This window comes from Segatella asaccharophila (genome assembly GCF_054687055.1).
Window position 1 is genome coordinate 159578 of sequence record NZ_BAACAN010000001.1, and the last position, 19543, is coordinate 179120.

Sequence of the window (19543 nt, forward strand, 5' to 3'; positions counted from 1 at the left end):
ATAACAAATAATGCGGAGGTCTTTACTGCTGCATTCCGCATACAGGATCATTGATCCCGCGACTGATTCTTATAGTTTATGACTGGTAAAATCATACTTGTCACTATTCAGATAGCGGAGTTTATAGTATAGTGACCTCCAGACGAGACTCAGCTCATAGAAGGGCAGCAGGATGGTCGGAATCGTATCGTCAAAAGGGTGGACGGCGGATTGCCCGGTGATCCATCGGGTCATGAGACTAATGATGAAGGCGATGCTCCCCACTCCGAATAAAATCCAGTGACAGGTGATCCCACTCCAGACCATTGAAGCGATGTCGGCCAGCAAACTGACATGAAAGAGCAACTGACTGCAGGCCGACTTTAGTCTTGGGCCTGCAGAGTGCCTGAGTTTCCTTTTGGTAGCACAGTAGCACAGATGCAGATCGCACCATGTTTTCTCCGTGGGGGCTTCTTCAATCAGCCAGCTTTCGGGATCGAGTGTAGTCAATGTACATTCCCCCTTCGCATAGTTGTTGACCATAAAATCAAATTCTCCCCGGATCAGTTCCAGATTATCCCGGAAACCTTCCTTTTCAAGAAACTCGCTTTTACGGAAACAAAGATAAGGCATATTTGTACGATAAGGGGTGCCATGCTTTGCTGCATAGAGGATGGGCAGGGCCGTAAAGATGTGCTCGAACCGCTGATAAGCTGATGCCTGATGGTCAAAGGTAGTGATACCCATGACTAAATTGCTGAAACTTGTCCGGTATTGGGAAGCACTTTTTAGCCACGAACTGGAGTTCGGGTGACAGGTGGGAGTGGTGAGCAGGATCCATTCATATTTGGCAGCTTTGACTCCTAAGGTGATCTGGAGTTTTTTGCGGCTCATATAACGGCTGCTGTCCGGGATCATCGTATAGTAAAGACGGTCCCCAAACTGTTGCTTCAGTTTTTTCAGGACATCTTCCGTATCACTTTCATGTGATTCTGCAACCACAATCACCTGAAAGTCTGAATCATAGTCCTGATAGAGGAATAGAGGTAAGTTACGTTCCAGCGCAGCCTTTTCATCATGAGTTGTGATGACAATACTGACAGGCTGATCACTGTTCTTGTCCGGTATTTCATGACCAGCATCATCCTTTCCTCTCACTGGACGTCCCGGAATCCTTACCCTGAACAGGTAAGGATTTACCAACGAAGTGGCAAAAGTCAACACCAGAAGAATAATTCCGGTGATTATCGTAATTTCATCTATCTCAAACATTGGTGCAAAGATAGCAATATTTTTGTTTGTGAAGAAGAATATCTTAGAAATCTTCTTTCATATAGCTCTTGGGCAGTGGGCGGCAGTTATATTGGCTGGCCATCACTTCTCCGTAAGCCCCAGCACTTCTGATCGCAATGAGATCCCCTCTGTGGCATCTATTCAACTGGATAGACTTGGCGAAGACATCACTGGATTCACAAATCGGACCGACGACATCATAAGGTTGTTCCGGCAGGTCACTGCTTAGATTCTCTATTCTGTGATAAGCATCATAGAGAGCCGGGCGTATGAGGTCGGTCATGCCTGCGTCAACGATAGCAAATTGCTTCGCTACGCCCTGTTTGACATAGAGTATTCTGGTAATGAGTGATCCCATCTGAGCTACCACAGCCCGTCCTAATTCAAAATGCAGGGTTTGCCCCGGACGGAGTTTCAGATATTGGGCATAGGTGTCGAAATAGGCTTTGAAGTTGGGAACGGGGACCTGGTTCGGATGGACATAGTCTACGCCGAGTCCCCCGCCGACGTTAATGTTCTGTATTGGAATATGACGGTCTTCCAGCTGATCCTGGAGATCGTTGATCCGGTGGCATAAAGCCTTGAAGTTTCCCATGTCAAGAATCTGGGAACCGATATGAAAATGAAGGCCGATGAAATGGACATTTTTCATCTTCAGGGCTTCCTCTATGGCAGGGATCATATCCCGCATGGCAATGCCGAATTTGTTTTCCGCCAGTCCTGTAGTAATGTTTGCATGGGTATGGGCATCTATATCAGGATTGATGCGGAAGGCAATCCGGGCGATCTTGCCCTTTTGTGCGGCCAGAGCGTTGATGACTTCCAGCTCCGGAATGCTCTCGACATTAAAAGAAAAAATGTCCTTGTCCAGAGCGAAATTGATTTCCCGGTCGCTTTTTCCCACTCCGGCAAATACGATCTTGGAAGGAAGGAATCCGGTTTCAATGCACCTCTTGATTTCTCCACCACTGACACAATCGGCTCCCAGTCCGGCCTGGCAGATTATTTTCAGTATCTTCGGGTTTGCGTTTGCCTTGACGGCGTAGTGTTCCGTAAAACCTTTATGCTTTGCTTCTTCTGTCTTAATGGCAGAAAGGGTCTTTTTCAGAAGATCGGTATCGTAATAATAAAAAGGTGTATCAACCTTTGTAAATTTATCTATTGGAAATTTTCCTTTCATTATTTCTTCTTGTTAAATAGGGTATCACTTAAACTCTGGAGGGCTTTTTTCTTGTCGCTCTCCCTGATAAGGAAAGAGATGTTGTAATTACTGCCACCGTATGAGATCATCCTGACAGGTATATCTTTCATGGCGTCTGTGGCAAGGGTCTCAAATCCCAGATTACTCCAGTCCAGGTCGCCGACGACACAGATAATACACATATCTTCATCTACCGTAACGGTCCCATATTTCTTCAGTTCAGCAACGATTTCTTCGAGATGCGTAGGGTTGTCAATGCTCATGGAAACTCCCACTTCCGAGGTGGTGATCATATCTATCGGAGTCTGAAAACTTTCGAAGATCTCAAAGACTTTCCTCATAAAACCGGTAGCCAGCAGCATCCGGCTGGACTTGATCTTGATGGCCGTAATATTATCTTTGGCTGCGACAGCCTTGATCTTTCCTCGTACAAGAACATTATCAATGATCGTACCGGGGGCTTTTGAATCCATGGTGTTTTTCAGCCGGACGGGAATGCCTGCATACTTGGCGGGTTGGACACAGGTCGGATGTAAGATCTTTGCCCCGAAATAGGCCAGTTCGGCAGCTTCCTCAAAATTGAGTTGGCTGACAGCATCTGTTTTCTCTACGATACGGGGGTCATTGTTGTGCATGCCATCAATATCTGTCCAGATCTGGATTTCATCAGCCGGCAGGGCTGCTCCGATAAGAGAAGCGGTATAGTCACTGCCGCCCCTCTGGAGGTTGTCAACTTCTCCGTAGGCATTCCTGCAGATGAATCCTTGGGTAACATAGATCTGATAACCTTCGTTTTTCTCCATCAACTCATGGAGTTTTTCCCGGATATACTGCGGGTCCGGTTCTGCGTTCTTGTCCATGCGCATGAAATCGAGGGCATTCAGTAAAACAGCCTTGATCCCGATTTCCTGCAGGTAATTCACCATCATGTTCGTGCTCATGATTTCACCCTGGGCAACGATGTTTTTTGCTTCAAAACTGGTGAACAGATCCTTCGTAAAGGACCGTAAGTAATCAAATCTTCCTTTCAGGAAGGTTCCGGTTGCCTGTCTCATCTCTTTGGTTGAGTAGAGAGCCTGCGTGTGGTCAATGTATTTTTTCTCAAGATGATTGATGACATCATTTGCTCCATCAGGATTTTTTTTATACAGATAATCACTGATTTCTATTAGCGAATTCGTGGTGCCGCTCATCGCAGACAAAACAACGAAAGTAGGATCGCCTGATTCTGTGATTAAAGAGGCTACGGACTTCATGCGGTCAGGTGTTCCGACAGAAGTGCCTCCGAATTTCATTACCTTCATTTTGTTCTATTTTGGTATATGACTCTGTTGTTCGTGTAAACCGGAAAATATGATATTTTAAGTCTCCTGACGATTCTTGGAAATGACCGTCAGAGCAGAAATAAAACTTATGGATAGGAGAGTTTATAAATCTATTCTTCGTTTTTGATGCTCAGGTGATTATACTCCTTCGTCACTTCATTGAACTTACCCTCCTGGCAGCAATACACGATACCTGGATATTGATCCAGCATAGGAATATTATGTGTGCTCATTACTACGGCAGTACCGCTAGCGGTGACATTCTTGAGCAGTCTGACGATATTTGAAGCCGTTTCCGGATCCAGGTTCCCTGTGGGCTCATCTGCGATGATCATCTTCGGTTGGTTGAGAATAGCACGGGCAATGGCTACACGCTGCTGTTCACCTCCGGAAAGTTCATGGGGCATACGATCCTTTTTATCCATCATCTCCACTTCGGTGAGGACTTCATCAATCCTGTCATTAATTTTCTTTTTGTCTTTCCACCCTGTAGCCTTAAGGACAAACTGGAAATTCTTTTTCACGGAACGATCGTGAAGTAACTGAAAGTCCTGAAAGATAATTCCCATCTCCTTTCGCAAGGCCGGAATTTCCTTTCGCTTGAGGACTTTCAGGTCTCGCCCCAGCACCTCTGCTTTATCAGCCTCGTCGGGGTGAAGATCCAGTTCGCAATAGAGGGTCTTTAAAAGAGAACTTTTTCCGGATCCTACTTTACCGATGATATAGACAAATTCTCCCTCATCCACATGGAAGTTGACTTGAGAAAGAATCAGGTTATCTTCTTGGTAGATATTTACATTCTGATAGTCAATTAACATGATAATCCGTATATTTATGATTGTATCCCTTTGTCAGATACTTTTATGTTGGTTACGCTTTCCGATGATAAGTTCCCATTGCCTTGGCCAGCCGCCGGTCCTTATCCCAGTCCGGATTGTGACGCTTGAGCAGTTCTGCTGCCACATCCTCGATGCGAAGTCCCTTGTCTGTGAGCAGTACGATCAGATGATAGACCGTATCCGCAGCTTCATATACTAAATGATCCGTATCCTTGGCAGATGTTGCCTCAATAACTGTTTCCAGTGACTCTTCTCCGAATTTCTGGGCAATTCGGTTTGTCCCTTTCTTGAAGAGGGCGGTCGTGTAACTGCCTTCAGGCATTTCCTTGTGACGCTTTTCGATAAAGTCCTGTAGTTCAGAGAGAAACTCGATAGGGTTATAGTTGTTCTCTTCAGCCCAGCAGGTATCTGTACCCTTATGACAGACCGGTCCTTCTGGATGGACCCTGACCAGTAAGGTATCACTGTCACAGTCTTTCTTGATGCTGACCAGATCAAGGAAATTTCCGGAGGTCTCCCCCTTAGTCCACAAACACTGACGAGAGCGGCTCCAGAAAGTAACCTTATGGAGCTGAAGGGTTTTCTCATACGCTTCCTTGTTCATATAGCCAAGCATCAGCACATTTCTGGTCTTTGCATCCTGTATGATAGCGGGAACAAGTCCGTTCATTTTTTCAAAATCGATTTCCATATTTATTGTTTTTTGATCTTATTTGAACTCTGGAGAATACCTCACATTGATTCCTTCTTTCCATAGATACTTCTTCAGGTCAGGGATCCTGATCTGTCCAAAGTGAAACACACTGGCTGCCAAGGCTGCATCTGCCTTGCCCTTGGTGAAGGCATCCCGGAAATCTTCCATAGTTCCTGCGCCTCCACTGGCAATGACCGGTATGCTCACTTCTTCAGCCAGACGGGCAAGAGCTTCGTTGGCAAATCCGTTTTGAACCCCGTCATTGTCCATGCTGGTGAAAAGGATTTCTCCGGCACCACGGTCCGCAGCTTCCCTGGCCCAGTCATACAGTCCGAGTTCCACTCGCTGGCGTCCGCCTTTCACATAGCAATGCCACCCATCCGGATCCTGCCTGGCATCGATGGCACAGACGCAAACCTGAGCCCCATAATGACGGGCAATTTCATTGATCAGCCCTGGATTGCGGATGGCTGCACTATTGATGCTGATCTTATCTGCTCCTGCCTGGAGGAGACGGTCTACGTCAGCTAATTCGGTGATTCCTCCCCCTACGGTAAAGGGGATATTGATTTCGGCAGCTACCCGTGAAACCATATTTGTAAAGGTCTTGCGACCTTCAACACTGGCTGTAATATCGAGGAAGACCAATTCATCGGCACCGGCTGCACTATAGATTTTTGCCAGTTCCACCGGGTCACCGGCATGCCGTAGATTCACGAAATTCGTCCCTTTTACGGTCTCTCCATTCTTAACGTCCAGACAGGGTATAATCCGTTTTGCTAATCCTCTATTGTTCATATTCTCTGATGATTTGTTTCAGGTCTATGCGGCCTTCATAAATGGATTTTCCGAACACTACTGCCGGGATATGTGCGCCGGCCAGGGCCTCAATGTCCTTCTTTCCGGACACGCCGCCACTGGCAATCAGGTGCAGTTGGGGAAACTCTGCCATGATCTTCTGATAGAGGGACACGTCCGGTCCCTGGAGCATGCCGTCTCTGGAGATAGCTGTGCAAAGGACATTCTTGACGCCGTGATCTACAAATTTTTTGAGAAAAGGAAGCAGGTCTTCTCCTGAATCTTCTTTCCATCCATGAATGGAGATTTTCCCTTTTCTGACATCTGCACCCAGAATGAGGCGGTCGGCACCATATTTACCGAGCCATTTGAAGAATTGTTCCGGATGGGTCACGGCTATACTTCCTATGGTCACCATAGAAGCACCCTGACGGAAGGCTTTTTCTATGTCCTCGTCCGTCTTTATGCCTCCGCCGAAGTCTACTTTCAAATGAGTTGCCGACGTAATGGCGGACAAGGTCTCTTCATTGACGATATGCTGCGATTTGGCACCGTCAAGATCTACGATGTGGAGTCGTCTGAAACCGGTTTTCTCAAACTGCCTTGCAATTTCTTCCGGGTGCTCGGCATAGACTTTTTTCTGCTGATAATCGCCCTGGGTAAGCCGTACACATTGGCCATGAATAAGATCAATGGCAGGAATCAATTCTATATTCATAAGTTGTTTATTCTAACTACCGGTCTGGAAACTGGGATGATCATTTATTCGGAATATTCAGAAAATTTCTAAGGATCTGTTCTCCTGTGGGACCACTCTTTTCCGGATGAAACTGGCAGGCGAAGAAATTCTTTTTGTGCAGGGAAGCACTGTAAGTCTGGATATAGTCCGTCGTGGCGATCGTCCATGGACATTCCGGGACATAAAAACTGTGGACAAAATACACGTATGGATGTGTGCCGATCCCTGCCAGTAAAGGGGAGGGCAGGATACCCTCTTCTGACTGGTCCGCTTTCATGCTGAGTTCATTCCATCCCATGGCCGGGACCTTGTCTTCATGCCGTTTGGGTTGAAAGCGTTTCACGACGGTATCAAAGATTCCGATACAATCCGTATTGCCTTCTTCGGAATGCGTGCACAGGAGCTGCATCCCTACGCAAATGCCCAGGACGGGTTGCTTTAAGTCCGCGATAACCTGATCCAGTTGATGCGCTTTCAGATAGTCCATGGCCTCACGTGCATTACCCTGTCCCGGAAAGAGTACACGGTCGGCCCTTTGCAGGAGTTCCGGGTCATCCGTGAGTGTGGGTTCTATCCCAAGGCGTTTGATGGCGTGAACGATGGAATAGATGTTTCCTGCATTATATTTTACGATAGCTACTTCCATTATAATTATTCAATGATTCGTGTTTCGTTCCCCTTAAATATGTTCCTTTCTGCCGATGACATGTCTGCGGGGTCAGCTGAAGATAATGGTCTTATTATGATAGGTGAGGATCTTATGCTCGATCTGCTTGGTTACTGCCCTGCTCAGGACAATTTTTTCCAGGTCTTTGCCCTTGAGGGCCATGCTCTCAGGAGTGTCCTTATGGGAGACCCTTACTACATCCTGTTCGATAATCGGTCCTGCATCCAGTTCTGCCGTTACATAGTGACTGGTGGCCCCGATGATTTTCACTCCTCGTTCCCATGCCTGATAGTAGGGGCGTGCACCGACAAAAGCCGGGAGGAAGGAGTGATGGATATTGATGATCCGGTTAGGATATGACTTGATCATTTCATCGGAAATGATCTGCATATAGCGGGCCAGGACGATAAAGGATACCCTTTCTTTCTTCAGCAATTCCATCTCGGCTTTTTCTACTTCATCCTTATTGGAATGGTCTTTCTTGATGGACCAGACGTAGTAGGGAATCTGAAACTGCTCTGCCACATAACGCAAATCTTCATGATTACTGACAATACAGGGGATGTCCACTTTCCATTCTCCTGCTTTGTAGCGGGCCAGCAGGTCATATAGGCAATGACTCATCCTGCTGACGAAAATGGCCATCCGTGGCTTTTCGTCACTGAAATACAGATGGAATTCCATCTGGTATCTCTGGGCATAGAGCGTGTCAAAATAGTCGTGAAGCTTTTCCCGTGGGATGAGGAAGTGGGCCAGATCCCATTCCAGACGCATAAAGAACATTCCATCTCCGTAATCTACATACTGATCAAGATGAACGATATTTCCTTGATTATCTGTGATAAATTTTGTTACCTCTGAGATGATGCCTTGTGTATCAGGGCAATGGAGCAATAAGATAGCTGTGGGCTTTGAGATCTTGTTCATTTTTTATTTTTTTGGAACCGCCAAATGGGTACGGAATTCTTTATGTTCAAGAAGCAAAGTTACTAAAAACTTTCTTATCTAAAGAAAAAAAATTTGATTTTTAAAAGAATGAAAGCTATATTTTTAGGGTCTGAGGGAATAGAGGTTTAGCCGCGGGGCTGATAGTATGGAAAATGAATCCTTTATCCGTTATATATTCATTTCGAGCATCCTTTTTCTTTAAGGTCATGGTCAGCAGTAAGCAGGATAATAGAAGTCGCACCGATGGTGAAAAGACTTTCATCTGTCAGGACCCGCCGTTCCCGTTCACCAAGGATTTCATTATCTACGAAGGTGCCGGTATTGCTGGGACCATCCCTTAAGGTGTATTTTAATTTTCCTTTCTTGTCCTCCGTCACGTTCAGGATGCAATGGGTCATATCAATACTGGGATCCGAAGTCTCAATGGGACAGTTGATGGGATTTCCTTTCATATAGCGTCCAATGACGTTGTCCCCTTTCTGTAACGGGATCACCTGTTTATAATGGAAGACATTTTCGATCACGATCAGGGAACCGTAATTTTCTTTCCGGGCATCCTTGCCGGAGAGAGGATCCTGCCCGTGGTGAATTCTGGATATTCCCAGACGGATGCCGAATTGTTTTCCACAATGTGGACAGGCAAATATTAATTTCTCACCGTCTTGATATTTCTTTTCATCGAAAATGATGAACTGCCCGCATCTAGGGCATCGTACTCGCTTCATTTCCTATTCTCCATTGTCAGCCGTTTCCGAAACTTCATCTCTTGTCTTCAATATCCAGCCATCAGAAAAAGCCTTTAAACTTTTCATCCTGTTCAAGGCATGGCGAGCTTCCTGCTCGTCAGAATATCTCCCGTATATTACCTTGTTGCTCAATCCTTTATGGAAATAGACTCTTGCTTTACTGTATCCCTTCTTGTGAAGTCGTCTCACATAGTCTTTCGCATTGCTCACGGTAACTTTGCTGGCGAGCACGATGCTGTAATAGGGTAATGGAATGGTCTTTTTCCCCTGAATACGGTTTTGTGACTTTTCAGGAGTCTTATTCCGAGGCTGAATGATGTCCTTTTTGGTAAGATTCAGAGTCGCTCCTCTGGTTACTTCTCCAGGCATGATTCTCGTCAGGAACCCGGCATCCATATTGCTTTTCAGGGTATGGGTATCCTGGCTTGATCCGAGTGGGGTGGAGTTCAGGAGAAACAGGACGATTGCAATACACGCTGCGGCCACATTACGCAAGAGGCTGACCTTGATACTGATGGTCTGTGGCTTATGCTGAAGGGGATGATCTGTGGACGCCTCGGCTTTCCCCACGGGATCAGCTTTTTCAGGTTCCGCCGGACGAATGGGGACGACATGCCCTTCTTGCGGGATCCCAATTTCCTGGAATGTGCTTTCCTGCTTTGCCACTGGCAGCGGCTTCATTTCAAATCCGCCTAATCCGTACAGATTAGGGGTCAGCAGTCCTGCTTCGCAAGGCTCAAAAGTATAGTTACCGTCCTCGTTCAAAGAGAGGGTACCGATGTTGTTCAACTCATATTTTCCGTTGTCGGCCAGGTCTTGCTTGAGCTCACATACTTCATTCTCTATGCGGGTGAGGGCTTCCGGATAACTTATATCGTATGCGTCTACATAGGACTGAGCCAAGAAAGAATCGTTGAGCGTGAGTTGAGGATTGAATCCAATCGTCCGTAACGGAGGGAGAAAGGTATCATCACTCTCGTCATATCTTGCGTCTACATGGTGTGCAACAAATCCTCCAAAACCGGGAACGATCACACAATCATTGTTGAGGAGCAGAATTTCTATATGTTTTTGCAGTTCAATCACGATTGCAAAATTAACTCTTTTTCATGAATCGTGCAAATTAAAATGGACATTTAGTCAAAAAAAAGAAGATTGTTTTCTTCAGGTCATTAGAAAATGCTATCTTTGCATGAATAAATAGTTTTGCTAAAATTATGGAATACAAAGAAACGGAGATTAAAGGCGTCTGGATTCTGGATCCGAAAGTCTTCAAGGACGACAGAGGTTATTTCTTTGAGGTATGGAAACAGGCTGACTTTGACCAGCATATCGGCCGTCATGTGGAATTCATCCAGGACAACGAATCGAAATCCAGTTACGGTGTCCTCCGTGGTCTCCACTATCAGAAGGGAAAGTATTCCCAGGCTAAGTTAGTGCGGGTGATCAAGGGCAGGGTGCTGGATGTTGCCGTGGATATTCGGAAGAGCAGTCCTACTTTTGGCAAGCATGTGATGGTGGAACTGAGCGGAGACAACAAGCGCCAGTTTTTCATCCCCCGGGGATTTGCTCATGGTTTTCTCGTGTTGAGCGATGAAGCGGTGTTTACTTATAAAGTGGATAATATCTATGCTCCTCAGAGTGAAGCCAGCATCTGCTGGAATGATCCCGAGGTAGGTATTCAGTGGCCCATTGACCCGGAGAAGGTGTTGACGTCTGAAAAGGATCTGGCTGCGTGTTCGCTGAAAAATGCAGAACTGTTTGAATAGTTGGTGTATCGGTGGCCAATCAGACTTTTACTTTCATAATAGATTAGGATCGTGAATATAGCCATTATAGGAACAGGGTATGTTGGCCTGGTATCTGGAACCTGTTTTGCTGATACCGGAGCCAATGTGACGTGCGTTGATACCAATGCCGCTAAAATAGAACGCCTTCAGAAGGGTGACATTCCTATTTACGAACCCGGACTGGATGAATTGGTGGTGAAAAACGTCAAGGCGGGAAGGATGAAGTTTACGACTTCTTTGCCGGATATTCTCAATGACCAGCAAATCGTGTTCTCTGCTGTGGGCACGCCGCCTGACGAAGATGGCAGCGCTGACTTGAAATATGTCCTTCAGGTGGCTAAGACCATCGGAGAAAATCTTAACCATTATATGGTCATTGTCACGAAGAGCACCGTTCCTGTTGGTACGGCCGGAAAGGTCCGGCAGACCATCCAGGCCGAACTGGACCGGAGGGGAGTGGATGTGGACTTTGATGTGGCCAGTAATCCTGAGTTCTTGAAGGAGGGTAGTGCGGTAAAGGATTTCATGAGTCCGGACCGCGTGGTGATCGGAGTAGAAAGTGAGAAGGCCAGGAAACTCCTGACCAAGCTCTATAAACCCTTCATGATGAATCATTTCCGGATTATTTTCATGAATATTCCGTCGGCTGAAATGACCAAATATGCAGCTAATTCGATGCTGGCTACCCGTATTTCCTTCATGAATGATATTGCGAATCTTTGTGAACGGGTAGGAGCGGATGTCAACATGGTCCGTGCAGGGATAGGAAGTGATACACGCATAGGACGGAAATTTCTCTATGCGGGCTGCGGCTATGGGGGCAGTTGCTTCCCTAAGGATGTCAAGGCTTTGATCAAGACGGCGGAAGACAACGGTTACAGTATGAATGTGTTGAAAGCCGTTGAGGGGGTGAATGCTTCGCAGAAGAGACTGTTGTTTGAAAAACTCACGGAGGCTTACCACGGCCAGTCTCTTGAAGGAAAGACGATTGCTCTCTGGGGGTTGAGTTTCAAACCTGAAACGGATGATATGCGGGAATCAACGGCCCTCGTTCTCATTGATCTTCTTTTGAAGGCGGGATGCTTTTTAAGCGTTTTTGATCCCGTAGCGATGGAGGAATGCAAGAGGAGGATGAAACGGAAGGCGGAGAAGGAAAACTCAAAACTTCCTTTGTCCCGTATTCAATATTGTAAGGATATGTATGATGCTGTGCGGGGGGCTGATGCCCTTCTCCTGCTTACGGAATGGAAAGAATTCCGTTTGCCCAGATGGGATGCGGTGGCCCGCAGCATGCGACATAGATTGGTTCTGGATGGAAGGAATATTTATGATGCCGATGACCTCCATCAGATGGGTTTCGAATATCATTGTATAGGAAAGTAATGCGAAAAACAGTTTATATTATCTTAGCTTGTGTTCTGGTCCTGACAGGTTGCAGACACAGAAATGTAAATGGAACTGTTCCACAGGAAGACCTTCAGGCAAAGAAAATGCTTCAAGGAATATGGGTGGACGAAGATGATGAAGAGGATGTCGCCTTCCGGGCTAAAGGGGGACACGATCTACTATCCTGATTCAACGAGTCAACCGGCATATTTCAAGATCATTAAGGACACTTTCTATCTTGAGGGAAGTGAGACCGTGAAATATCCGATCGTCAGACAGTCTCCACATGTTTTCCAATTTAAAAACCAGAATGGGGATCTGGTGAAATTAATCAAGAGTGAGGATCCTTCTGATATTGATAACTTCCAGCAGAAACGGGTGGTGGCACTGAACCAGAACAAACTTGTCAAGCGTGACACGGTCCTGATGTACCATAACCAGCGCTATCATAGTTATATACAGGTCAACCCGACCACTTATAAGGTGATCAAGCCTACCTACAACGATGATGGCGTAGAGGTAGACAATGTCTATTATGACAATATTGTCTATGTCTCTCTTTATCAGGGGGCGACGAAAGTCTTTTCCCGTGATTTCCATAAGCAGGATTTCAAGCGGCAGATTCCTGGACCTTTCCTCCGTCAGGGAATCCTGAGTGATATTGTCTTTCAAAAAATTGACCAGGAAGGGGTCACTTATACGGCGGTCATCGCTTCTCCGGATAGTGATAGCAGCTATGAGGTGAATATTATCATTTCTTTTAGAGGCCAGATGCGTCTGGAGATTCAATAAAAAAGAGGAATACACGGCAGGATCCGGTGCATTCCTCTGATTGATTCCTAATACCTTGCGTACTGTCCCGCCTTTTGCCAAAAGCAAAAGGGGATCAGGCTCCACAGAAAAACAAGACAATGATTTCGGCAGTGAGAATCCTTAAAAACATGCTGAGTGGATATACGGTAGAATAGCTCACTGCAGGAGTTTCCTTTGAACAGACTGAACTGGCGTATGCCAGAGCAGGTGGATCCGTACAAGTACCAGCAATCATACCCATTATGGTATAATAGTTAAAGTGATACTTTAATCGCGCGATCACTCCGATGACCAGGATAGGGATGACGGTGATCAGGAACCCCGTATAGACATATTTCAGTCCGTTGCCCTGTACTACTGTATACCAGAAGCCCGATCCGGCCTTGATACCTACACTGGCCAGAAACAGCACCAGTCCGATTTCCCGCAGCATCATATTGGCAGACGTGGTCGTATAGGTTACCAGTTTGAACTTATACCCATAGCGGCCGATCAATATGGCTATGATCAGCGGGCCTCCTGCAATTCCGAGTTTCAGGGGAGCTGGCATACCCGGAATGGCTACGGGAATGCTTCCCAAGAGGATACCAAGGATGATTCCTATAAAAATGGTAGCGATATTCGGCGCATCGAGGCGCTTTACCGAGTTGCCCATCATGTCTGTTACCTGATTGACATTATCTTCATGTCCGACGACCATCACCCGGTCACCTACCAGAAAACGGTAATCACGGGATGCAAACAGGTCTATTCCCTGGCGTGTGATGCGTGTGACATTGACGCCATAGACACTTGAGAAGTGCATCTTGCCTAGTTCTTTACCGTTCATGGCTGGATTGGTCACGATAATACGTCTGGAGATCATCGGCTGTTTTTGCTCCTCTTCATGCCATTCTGGCTGGATTTCCGGACCGATAAAGGCCTTGACGGCATTTACGTCGGCTTCTGCACAGACAATATGGATTTCATCACCTGACTGGAAAACGGTATCACGCTTAGGTGCCTCCAGTGTGCCCTCATGCATGATACTGGTGCAGACGATGTCGCGTTTTAAGAACTGAGAGATTTCATGCAGGCTTTTTCCGGCTATGTAAGCATTCTGGACCTTCAGGTACATCGGATGCGGTTTTGATTCCGGATTTTCCTTTTCGCTTGCATTTAGTTTTTCGTCTTCCTCCTTCAGATTAATGCGGCAGATATATTTGATGGCAATGGTAGCCCCGATCATGCCCAGCACTCCAAGAGGATAGGCACAGGCGTAACTGTTTGCAATATCAAAGTTGTTTCCGTTCGGAAACACGCTCTGCAAGGCTTCTTTGGCAGCTCCCAGGGCAGGCGTATTGGTTACGGCGCCGAACAGAGTGCCTACCATCATAGGGAGGTTCTTCGGATCTTTTGTGTTAAAAAACAGGTAATAGCATGCGAACATCACTAAGATGTTCAAAAGAATCATCATGCTGGAGAGAATGTTCAAGGTGATCCCTCCCTTTTTGAAACTCTCGAAAAATCCCGGGCCAACCTGCAGACCGATGCAGAATACAAATAAAATCAGACCGAAATCTCTTACAAAGTCCAGAATATCCGTCGGTGCGGTAAAACCGATATGGCCGGCGATGATACCTGTAAAGAGCACAAAGGTGACCCCTAATGAGATTCCGCCGATCTTGATTTTTCCCAGACTGATCCCTGTTGCGATGACAATGGAGAAGAGCAGGGCTATATGTGCGACGGAGTTTTGTGTAGTGAATAAACTGATAAACCAATCCATAATATAAAAAAAGAGATGAACACCGGATTTGCAAGAAGCACCTTGTGTCCCGTATTCATCTCTTTGATGTGTTTGTTATTAGATGACTGATGATAATTAATTATTCGTTGATCGCTGCGATAGCCGGCAGGGTCTTACCTTCAATGGCCTCCAGGAGGGCACCGCCACCGGTGGAGATATAAGACACCTGGTCTGCCAGGCCGAATTTGTGAATGCAGGCTACGGAATCACCGCCTCCGATGAGGGAGAAAGCTCCTGCCTTGGTAGCCTTGGCGATAGCCTCAGCGATAGCTTTGGAGCCACCGGTAAAATTATCAAATTCAAACACTCCGGCAGGACCATTCCACAGGATCGTCTTGCTGCCTTCAATGGCCTTGGCAAATGCCTTGCGGCTTTCAGGGCCGGCATCCAGACCTTCCCATCCATCGGGAATAGCACCTGAAGCGGTGATCTTGGTGTTCGCATCATTGGCAAATTTGTCAGCGATGACCGAATCGGTTCCCAGCACCAGATTCACATGGTTCTCTTTAGCTTTCTTGATGACATCCAGGGCAATGTCTAGTTTGTCATTCTCGCAGATAGAATTGCCGATCTTTCCACCTTGTGCCTTCGCAAAGGTATAGGTCATTCCTCCACAGAGAATCAGGTTGTCCACTTTCGTGAGCAGGTTTTCGATGATCCCGATCTTTGTGGATACCTTAGAGCCACCCATGATGGCGGTAAAGGGACGATTGATGTGATTCAGGATGCTGTCCACGGCCTTGACTTCTTTCTCCATCAGATAGCCGAGCATCTTATGATTCTTGTCATAGAACTGGTCTATGACGGCTGTGGAGGCATGCTTGCGGTGAGCTGTCCCGAAGGCATCCATCACATAGACATCTGCATAGGAGGCGAGTATCTTGGCAAATTCTACCTGACGCTTCTTCATATCAGCCTTTGCAGCATCATATTTGGGATCATTCTTGTCAATGCCTACTGGTTTACCTTCCTCTTCAGGATAGAAACGCAGATTTTCCAGTAACAGGGCCTCGCCACCCTTCAGGGCAGCTGCTTCCTTGCCGGCATGAGCACAATCCGGGGCAAACTTCACCTCTACGCTGAGGGCTTCGGAAACATTCTTTACGATCTGTTTCAAACTCAACTCCGGTTTTACTTTACCTTTGGGCTTGCCCATGTGACTCATCATGATCAGAGCGCCTCCGTCATTGAGAATTTTCTTCAACGTAGGCAGGGCTCCGCGGATACGGGTATCATCTGTAACATGACCGTCTGCATCCAAAGGGACATTGAAGTCAACACGTACGATTGCCTTGTGACCGGCAAAATTGAAATCTTCGATTTTCATTTTAACGTTATTATTTAAGGGTTGATTATTGCACTATTAGCATACAAAGTTAATAAAAAGAACACAGAAACGGGTTGGAAATGGAAGTTTTTAATATTTTTTGCTATTGATTTCCTGAATCTGGTGACTATCTGACCGGAATGCCAACTCTGCTTGACAATTTTTCGCTCAGGAGTCCTCATATTCTGTCGGATCTTCTATTCCGGCTTCTTTCAGCGCTTCTTTACGCTCTCTGCATGTGCCGCATTTCCCGCATTGTTTCTTACCGCCTTTATAGCAACTCCAGGTTTCTGCGTAATTGATGCCCAGTCGTTTGCCGATACGGGCAATGTCGGCCTTGGAAATATCCGTATAAGGAGCTGCGACTCTGATATGGGCAAAGGTACCGGCGACAGTTGCCTGGTCGATGGCTTTGATAAATTCGGGCCGGCAGTCAGGATAAATAGTGTGATCACCGCTGTGATTGGCGATCATGACCCGTTTGAGTCCGTTGCTTTCCGCAATGCCGGTGGCGATAGAAAGCATGATCCCATTGCGGAAGGGTACAACGGTGGACTTCATGTTTTCGGCGTCATAATTGCCTTCTGGTATGGCCTGGTCTCCCTCCAGGAGTGAACTTCTGAAATACCGGTGGATAAAATCGAGGTTAATGGTAATATGCGGAATGTTCAGACGTTTGCAATGCAACTCGGCGAAAGGTATCTCACGGGCATTGTGATTGCTGCCATAGTCGAAACTTACTCCTAAAGCAATTTCATCTTTTTTATCGTATAATAATGTGATGGAGTCCATGCCTCCGCTCACGATAATGACTGCATCTTTCATCCTCTTTATTTTTAAAAGGGCAGACCCACGAATGGAGCTGCCCTTGTCTCTGATCATGATGATCAGTACTCTTATTCTATGACTACGAGAGGATCCTCCTCCCGCACCGTCTGACCGACTTTCACGCAGATCGTCGTTACTTTACCGTCCTTTTCTGCCTCGATGTTGTTCGCCATCTTCATGGCTTCCAGCACGACGAGTGTATCTCCAGCCTTTACCTGTTGGCCTACGGCTACCTGAATGCCGGTGATCGTTCCCGGCAGGGGAGCCTTTACCGCCTTGTTGCTGTCTACTGGTGCTGAGGAGACAGGTTCTGCCCCTGCTTCCGTGGCTGCCGGTTGTCCCAGAACAACTTTCTTCTTTTCAGGCTCGGCCGGCTTTTCCATCTGTACCTTAAAAGAATCTCCGTTCACCGTGACATCAGCCACATTGTTTTCATCAATTTCTCCGATGGTAACCTTATATGCTTTCCCATCGATAGTATATTTGAATTCTTTCATTTCGTAATAGAAATTTGAAGTTTAAAACTTTATCTTGCTGAAGGCTTTGGAGTCATACCCTGAATTCTCGCGTTCCAGAGGGTATGGCGCTTCTTGATGGTAATGATGCCCGGCTCTTTGTCGTGGACATTATTGCCCTCAAATTCATACAGAGCCATCGCAATTGCTGCATATATATTCTGATCCATCATTTGTTCTTTAAAATAAATTTCAGATAAGGATTACATCGGCATGCATCCATGCTTCTTGGCCGGGAGACTCTGACGCTTCGTTGCCAACTGGGCCAGTCCGCGGCAGATGCGGAAACGTGTGTTGCGCGGCTCTATGACATCATCGATATATCCGAACTGGGCTGCCTGGTAAGGATTAGCGAAGGTGTCCGTATATTCCTGTTCTTTCTCCGCAAGGAATGATTTTACATCTTCCCCGGCTGCCTTCTTGGCTTTTGCCTCTTTTCCACAGAGGACAGCCACGGCACCACTTGCTCCCATTACGGCAATTTCTGCCGAAGGCCAGGCAAAGTTCAGATCGGCACGCAACTGTTTGCATCCCATCACGATATGACTTCCGCCGTAAGCTTTACGTAAGGTTACCGTAATCTTGGGTACGGTAGCTTCTCCGTAGGCATAAAGGAGTTGTGCGCCATGCAGGATAACGGCATTGTATTCCTGGCCTGTCCCCGGCAGGAATCCGGGTACATCGACGAGTGATACGATGGGAATATTGAAAGCGTCACAGAAACGGACAAACCGTGCACCCTTGCGGCTGGCATTGACATCCAGGACTCCTGCATAGGCTGCGGGCTGGTTGGCTACAATACCTACACTCTGTCCGTTGAAACGGGCGAAACCGGTGATGATATTCTTTGCAAATTTAGGTTGTACCTCGAAGAACTCCCCTTCATCGGTGATGGCTGCGATGACTTTGTACATGTCGTATGCCTGGTTCGGATCTTCAGGAATGATTTCATTCAGAGCATCCGCTTTCCGGTCAATAGGATCATCACAGTCTGTGCTTGGCGCTTCTTCCGTATTATTGGAAGGAATATAGGAGAGCAAGGTCTTGATCAGTTCCATGCATTCCTCTTCGGTCTTTGCCGTAAAGTGGGTGACACCACTCTTGGAAGCATGTACACTGGCGCCTCCCAGGTGTTCTGCATCAATATCTTCTCCCGTAACCGTCTTGACCACCTTAGGTCCGGTAAGGAACATATAGGATGTCCCTTCAGTCATGATAATAAAATCGGTCAGGGCAGGAGAATATACGGCACCACCGGCGCAAGGGCCCATGATTGCACTGATCTGGGGGATAACCCCGCTGGCAAGGATGTTACGCTCAAAGATCTCTCCGTAGCCGGCTAATGCGGCGATCCCTTCCTGGATGCGGGCACCACCTGAATCATTGATACCGATGACGGGAGCACCCATCTTCATGGCCATATCCATGATCTTGCATATTTTCTGTGACATGGTCTCAGAGAGGGAACCTCCGTGAACTGTAAAGTCTTGAGCATAGAGGTATACCAGACGACCGTCAATGGTTGCAGAGCCGGCTACGACACCGTCACCATAGATCTGTTTCTTTTCCATCCCAAATTGATGACAGCGATGGAGCTTGAACATATCATATTCTTCGAAACTGCCTTCGTCGACCAGCAGGTCAATACGCTCCCGGGCGGTGTATTTTCCTCTTGCGTGTTGCTTGTCAATGGCTTTCTGGCCCCCTCCAAGACGAGCCTGCTCGCGCTTGGCGATCAACTCTTTAATCTTTTCTACTTGTTTGCTCATAATAAGGATTCTATTGTTTTCAATATTATTTCTACCATCCTGGCTGGGTGTATATACACTGCCAACACTAATGGTTTCTTTTCATTAAAGACCGTGC

21 protein-coding genes are annotated in these 19543 nt (G+C 46.7%); 4 read left to right on the forward strand and 17 right to left on the reverse strand.

Annotated features, from left to right (window positions below):
- Positions 1-69: 69 nt before the first annotated feature.
- From ACYRYG_RS00615 to ACYRYG_RS00665, 11 genes are all read right to left on the reverse strand, one after another.
- Positions 70-1251 carry a glycosyltransferase family protein gene (locus tag ACYRYG_RS00615; RefSeq protein WP_293426733.1) on the reverse strand — a complete coding sequence of 394 codons (1182 nt, stop codon included), beginning with the start codon at positions 1249-1251 and terminating at the stop codon, positions 70-72.
- A 43-nt stretch (positions 1252-1294) separates the two neighbouring features.
- Positions 1295-2452 carry a diaminopimelate decarboxylase gene (gene lysA / locus ACYRYG_RS00620; protein WP_293417172.1) on the reverse strand — a complete coding sequence of 386 codons (1158 nt, stop codon included), beginning with the start codon at positions 2450-2452 and terminating at the stop codon, positions 1295-1297.
- Complete coding sequence (locus tag ACYRYG_RS00625) at positions 2452-3777, reverse strand: aspartate kinase (RefSeq protein WP_460197311.1); 1326 nt, start codon at positions 3775-3777, stop codon at positions 2452-2454. The genes lysA and ACYRYG_RS00625 overlap by 1 nt, the downstream gene beginning before the upstream one ends.
- Positions 3778-3908: 131 nt before the next feature.
- Entirely contained in the window at positions 3909-4616 is a 708-nt protein-coding gene (locus ACYRYG_RS00630; protein WP_293417166.1) for a cell division ATP-binding protein FtsE, read from the reverse strand.
- A 52-nt stretch (positions 4617-4668) separates the two neighbouring features.
- Positions 4669-5328, reverse strand: a complete 660-nt coding sequence (hisIE, locus tag ACYRYG_RS00635; RefSeq protein WP_293417163.1) for a bifunctional phosphoribosyl-AMP cyclohydrolase/phosphoribosyl-ATP diphosphatase HisIE — start codon at positions 5326-5328, stop codon at positions 4669-4671.
- Between the two features lie 18 nt (positions 5329-5346).
- A complete protein-coding gene (hisF, locus tag ACYRYG_RS00640; protein ID WP_293417150.1) occupies positions 5347-6129 on the reverse strand; it encodes an imidazole glycerol phosphate synthase subunit HisF in 783 nt (260 codons plus the stop codon).
- Positions 6119-6847, reverse strand: coding sequence for a 1-(5-phosphoribosyl)-5-[(5-phosphoribosylamino)methylideneamino]imidazole-4-carboxamide isomerase (hisA, locus tag ACYRYG_RS00645; RefSeq protein WP_293417137.1), 729 nt, complete (start codon positions 6845-6847; stop codon positions 6119-6121). The genes hisF and hisA overlap by 11 nt, the downstream gene beginning before the upstream one ends.
- A 40-nt stretch (positions 6848-6887) precedes the next feature.
- Complete coding sequence (gene hisH, locus ACYRYG_RS00650; protein WP_460197312.1) at positions 6888-7514, reverse strand: imidazole glycerol phosphate synthase subunit HisH; 627 nt, start codon at positions 7512-7514, stop codon at positions 6888-6890.
- A gap of 72 nt (positions 7515-7586) precedes the next feature.
- On the reverse strand, positions 7587-8462 hold the full coding sequence (gene purU / locus ACYRYG_RS00655; protein ID WP_293417131.1) for a formyltetrahydrofolate deformylase: 876 nt from the start codon (positions 8460-8462) through the stop codon (positions 7587-7589).
- A 197-nt stretch (positions 8463-8659) separates the two neighbouring features.
- Complete coding sequence (locus ACYRYG_RS00660) at positions 8660-9208, reverse strand: FHA domain-containing protein (RefSeq protein WP_293417128.1); 549 nt, start codon at positions 9206-9208, stop codon at positions 8660-8662.
- A 3-nt stretch (positions 9209-9211) separates the two neighbouring features.
- The gene (locus ACYRYG_RS00665; protein WP_293417125.1) at positions 9212-10315 is read right to left on the reverse strand and encodes an HU domain-containing protein; all 1104 of its coding nucleotides are present in this window, start codon (positions 10313-10315) and stop codon (positions 9212-9214) included.
- Positions 10316-10446: 131 nt separating this feature from the next.
- On the opposite strand from ACYRYG_RS00665, the gene rfbC reads away from it, so the two are divergent.
- Genes rfbC through ACYRYG_RS00685 form a run of 4 tightly spaced genes read left to right on the forward strand, consistent with a single transcriptional unit; the run spans position 10447 to position 13197 of the window.
- A complete protein-coding gene (gene rfbC / locus ACYRYG_RS00670) occupies positions 10447-10998 on the forward strand; it encodes a dTDP-4-dehydrorhamnose 3,5-epimerase (protein WP_293426736.1) in 552 nt (183 codons plus the stop codon).
- A 51-nt stretch (positions 10999-11049) separates the two neighbouring features.
- Entirely contained in the window at positions 11050-12402 is a 1353-nt protein-coding gene (locus ACYRYG_RS00675) for a UDP-glucose dehydrogenase family protein (RefSeq protein WP_293417119.1), read from the forward strand.
- Positions 12402-12593: a hypothetical protein gene (locus tag ACYRYG_RS00680; protein WP_460197313.1), complete on the forward strand. Its 192-nt coding sequence runs from the start codon at positions 12402-12404 to the stop codon at positions 12591-12593. Before ACYRYG_RS00675 ends, ACYRYG_RS00680 begins: the two co-directional genes overlap by 1 nt.
- A complete protein-coding gene (locus tag ACYRYG_RS00685; protein ID WP_460197315.1) occupies positions 12538-13197 on the forward strand; it encodes a DUF4738 domain-containing protein in 660 nt (219 codons plus the stop codon). Before ACYRYG_RS00680 ends, ACYRYG_RS00685 begins: the two co-directional genes overlap by 56 nt.
- Positions 13198-13291: 94 nt before the next feature.
- Here the strand turns inward: ACYRYG_RS00685 and ACYRYG_RS00690 are convergent, their stop codons facing one another.
- The 6 genes from ACYRYG_RS00690 to ACYRYG_RS00715 all read right to left on the reverse strand — a co-directional run bounded on the left by ACYRYG_RS00690 (position 13292) and on the right by ACYRYG_RS00715 (position 19446).
- On the reverse strand, positions 13292-14986 hold the full coding sequence (locus ACYRYG_RS00690; RefSeq protein WP_293417113.1) for a putative transporter: 1695 nt from the start codon (positions 14984-14986) through the stop codon (positions 13292-13294).
- 100 nt (positions 14987-15086) lie between these two features.
- Entirely contained in the window at positions 15087-16334 is a 1248-nt protein-coding gene (locus tag ACYRYG_RS00695) for a phosphoglycerate kinase (RefSeq protein ID WP_293417110.1), read from the reverse strand.
- Positions 16335-16502: 168 nt separating this feature from the next.
- Positions 16503-17159: a 7-cyano-7-deazaguanine synthase QueC gene (gene queC / locus ACYRYG_RS00700; protein WP_293417107.1), complete on the reverse strand. Its 657-nt coding sequence runs from the start codon at positions 17157-17159 to the stop codon at positions 16503-16505.
- A 71-nt stretch (positions 17160-17230) separates the two neighbouring features.
- A complete protein-coding gene (locus ACYRYG_RS00705; protein ID WP_293417105.1) occupies positions 17231-17659 on the reverse strand; it encodes an acetyl-CoA carboxylase biotin carboxyl carrier protein in 429 nt (142 codons plus the stop codon).
- A 29-nt stretch (positions 17660-17688) separates the two neighbouring features.
- Positions 17689-17847 carry a hypothetical protein gene (locus ACYRYG_RS00710; protein ID WP_294075744.1) on the reverse strand — a complete coding sequence of 53 codons (159 nt, stop codon included), beginning with the start codon at positions 17845-17847 and terminating at the stop codon, positions 17689-17691.
- Positions 17848-17880: 33 nt separating this feature from the next.
- Positions 17881-19446 (reverse strand): acyl-CoA carboxylase subunit beta, encoded by a 1566-nt coding sequence (locus ACYRYG_RS00715; RefSeq protein ID WP_293417103.1) that lies wholly within the window; start codon positions 19444-19446, stop codon positions 17881-17883.
- Between the last annotated feature and the right edge of the window lie 97 nt (positions 19447-19543).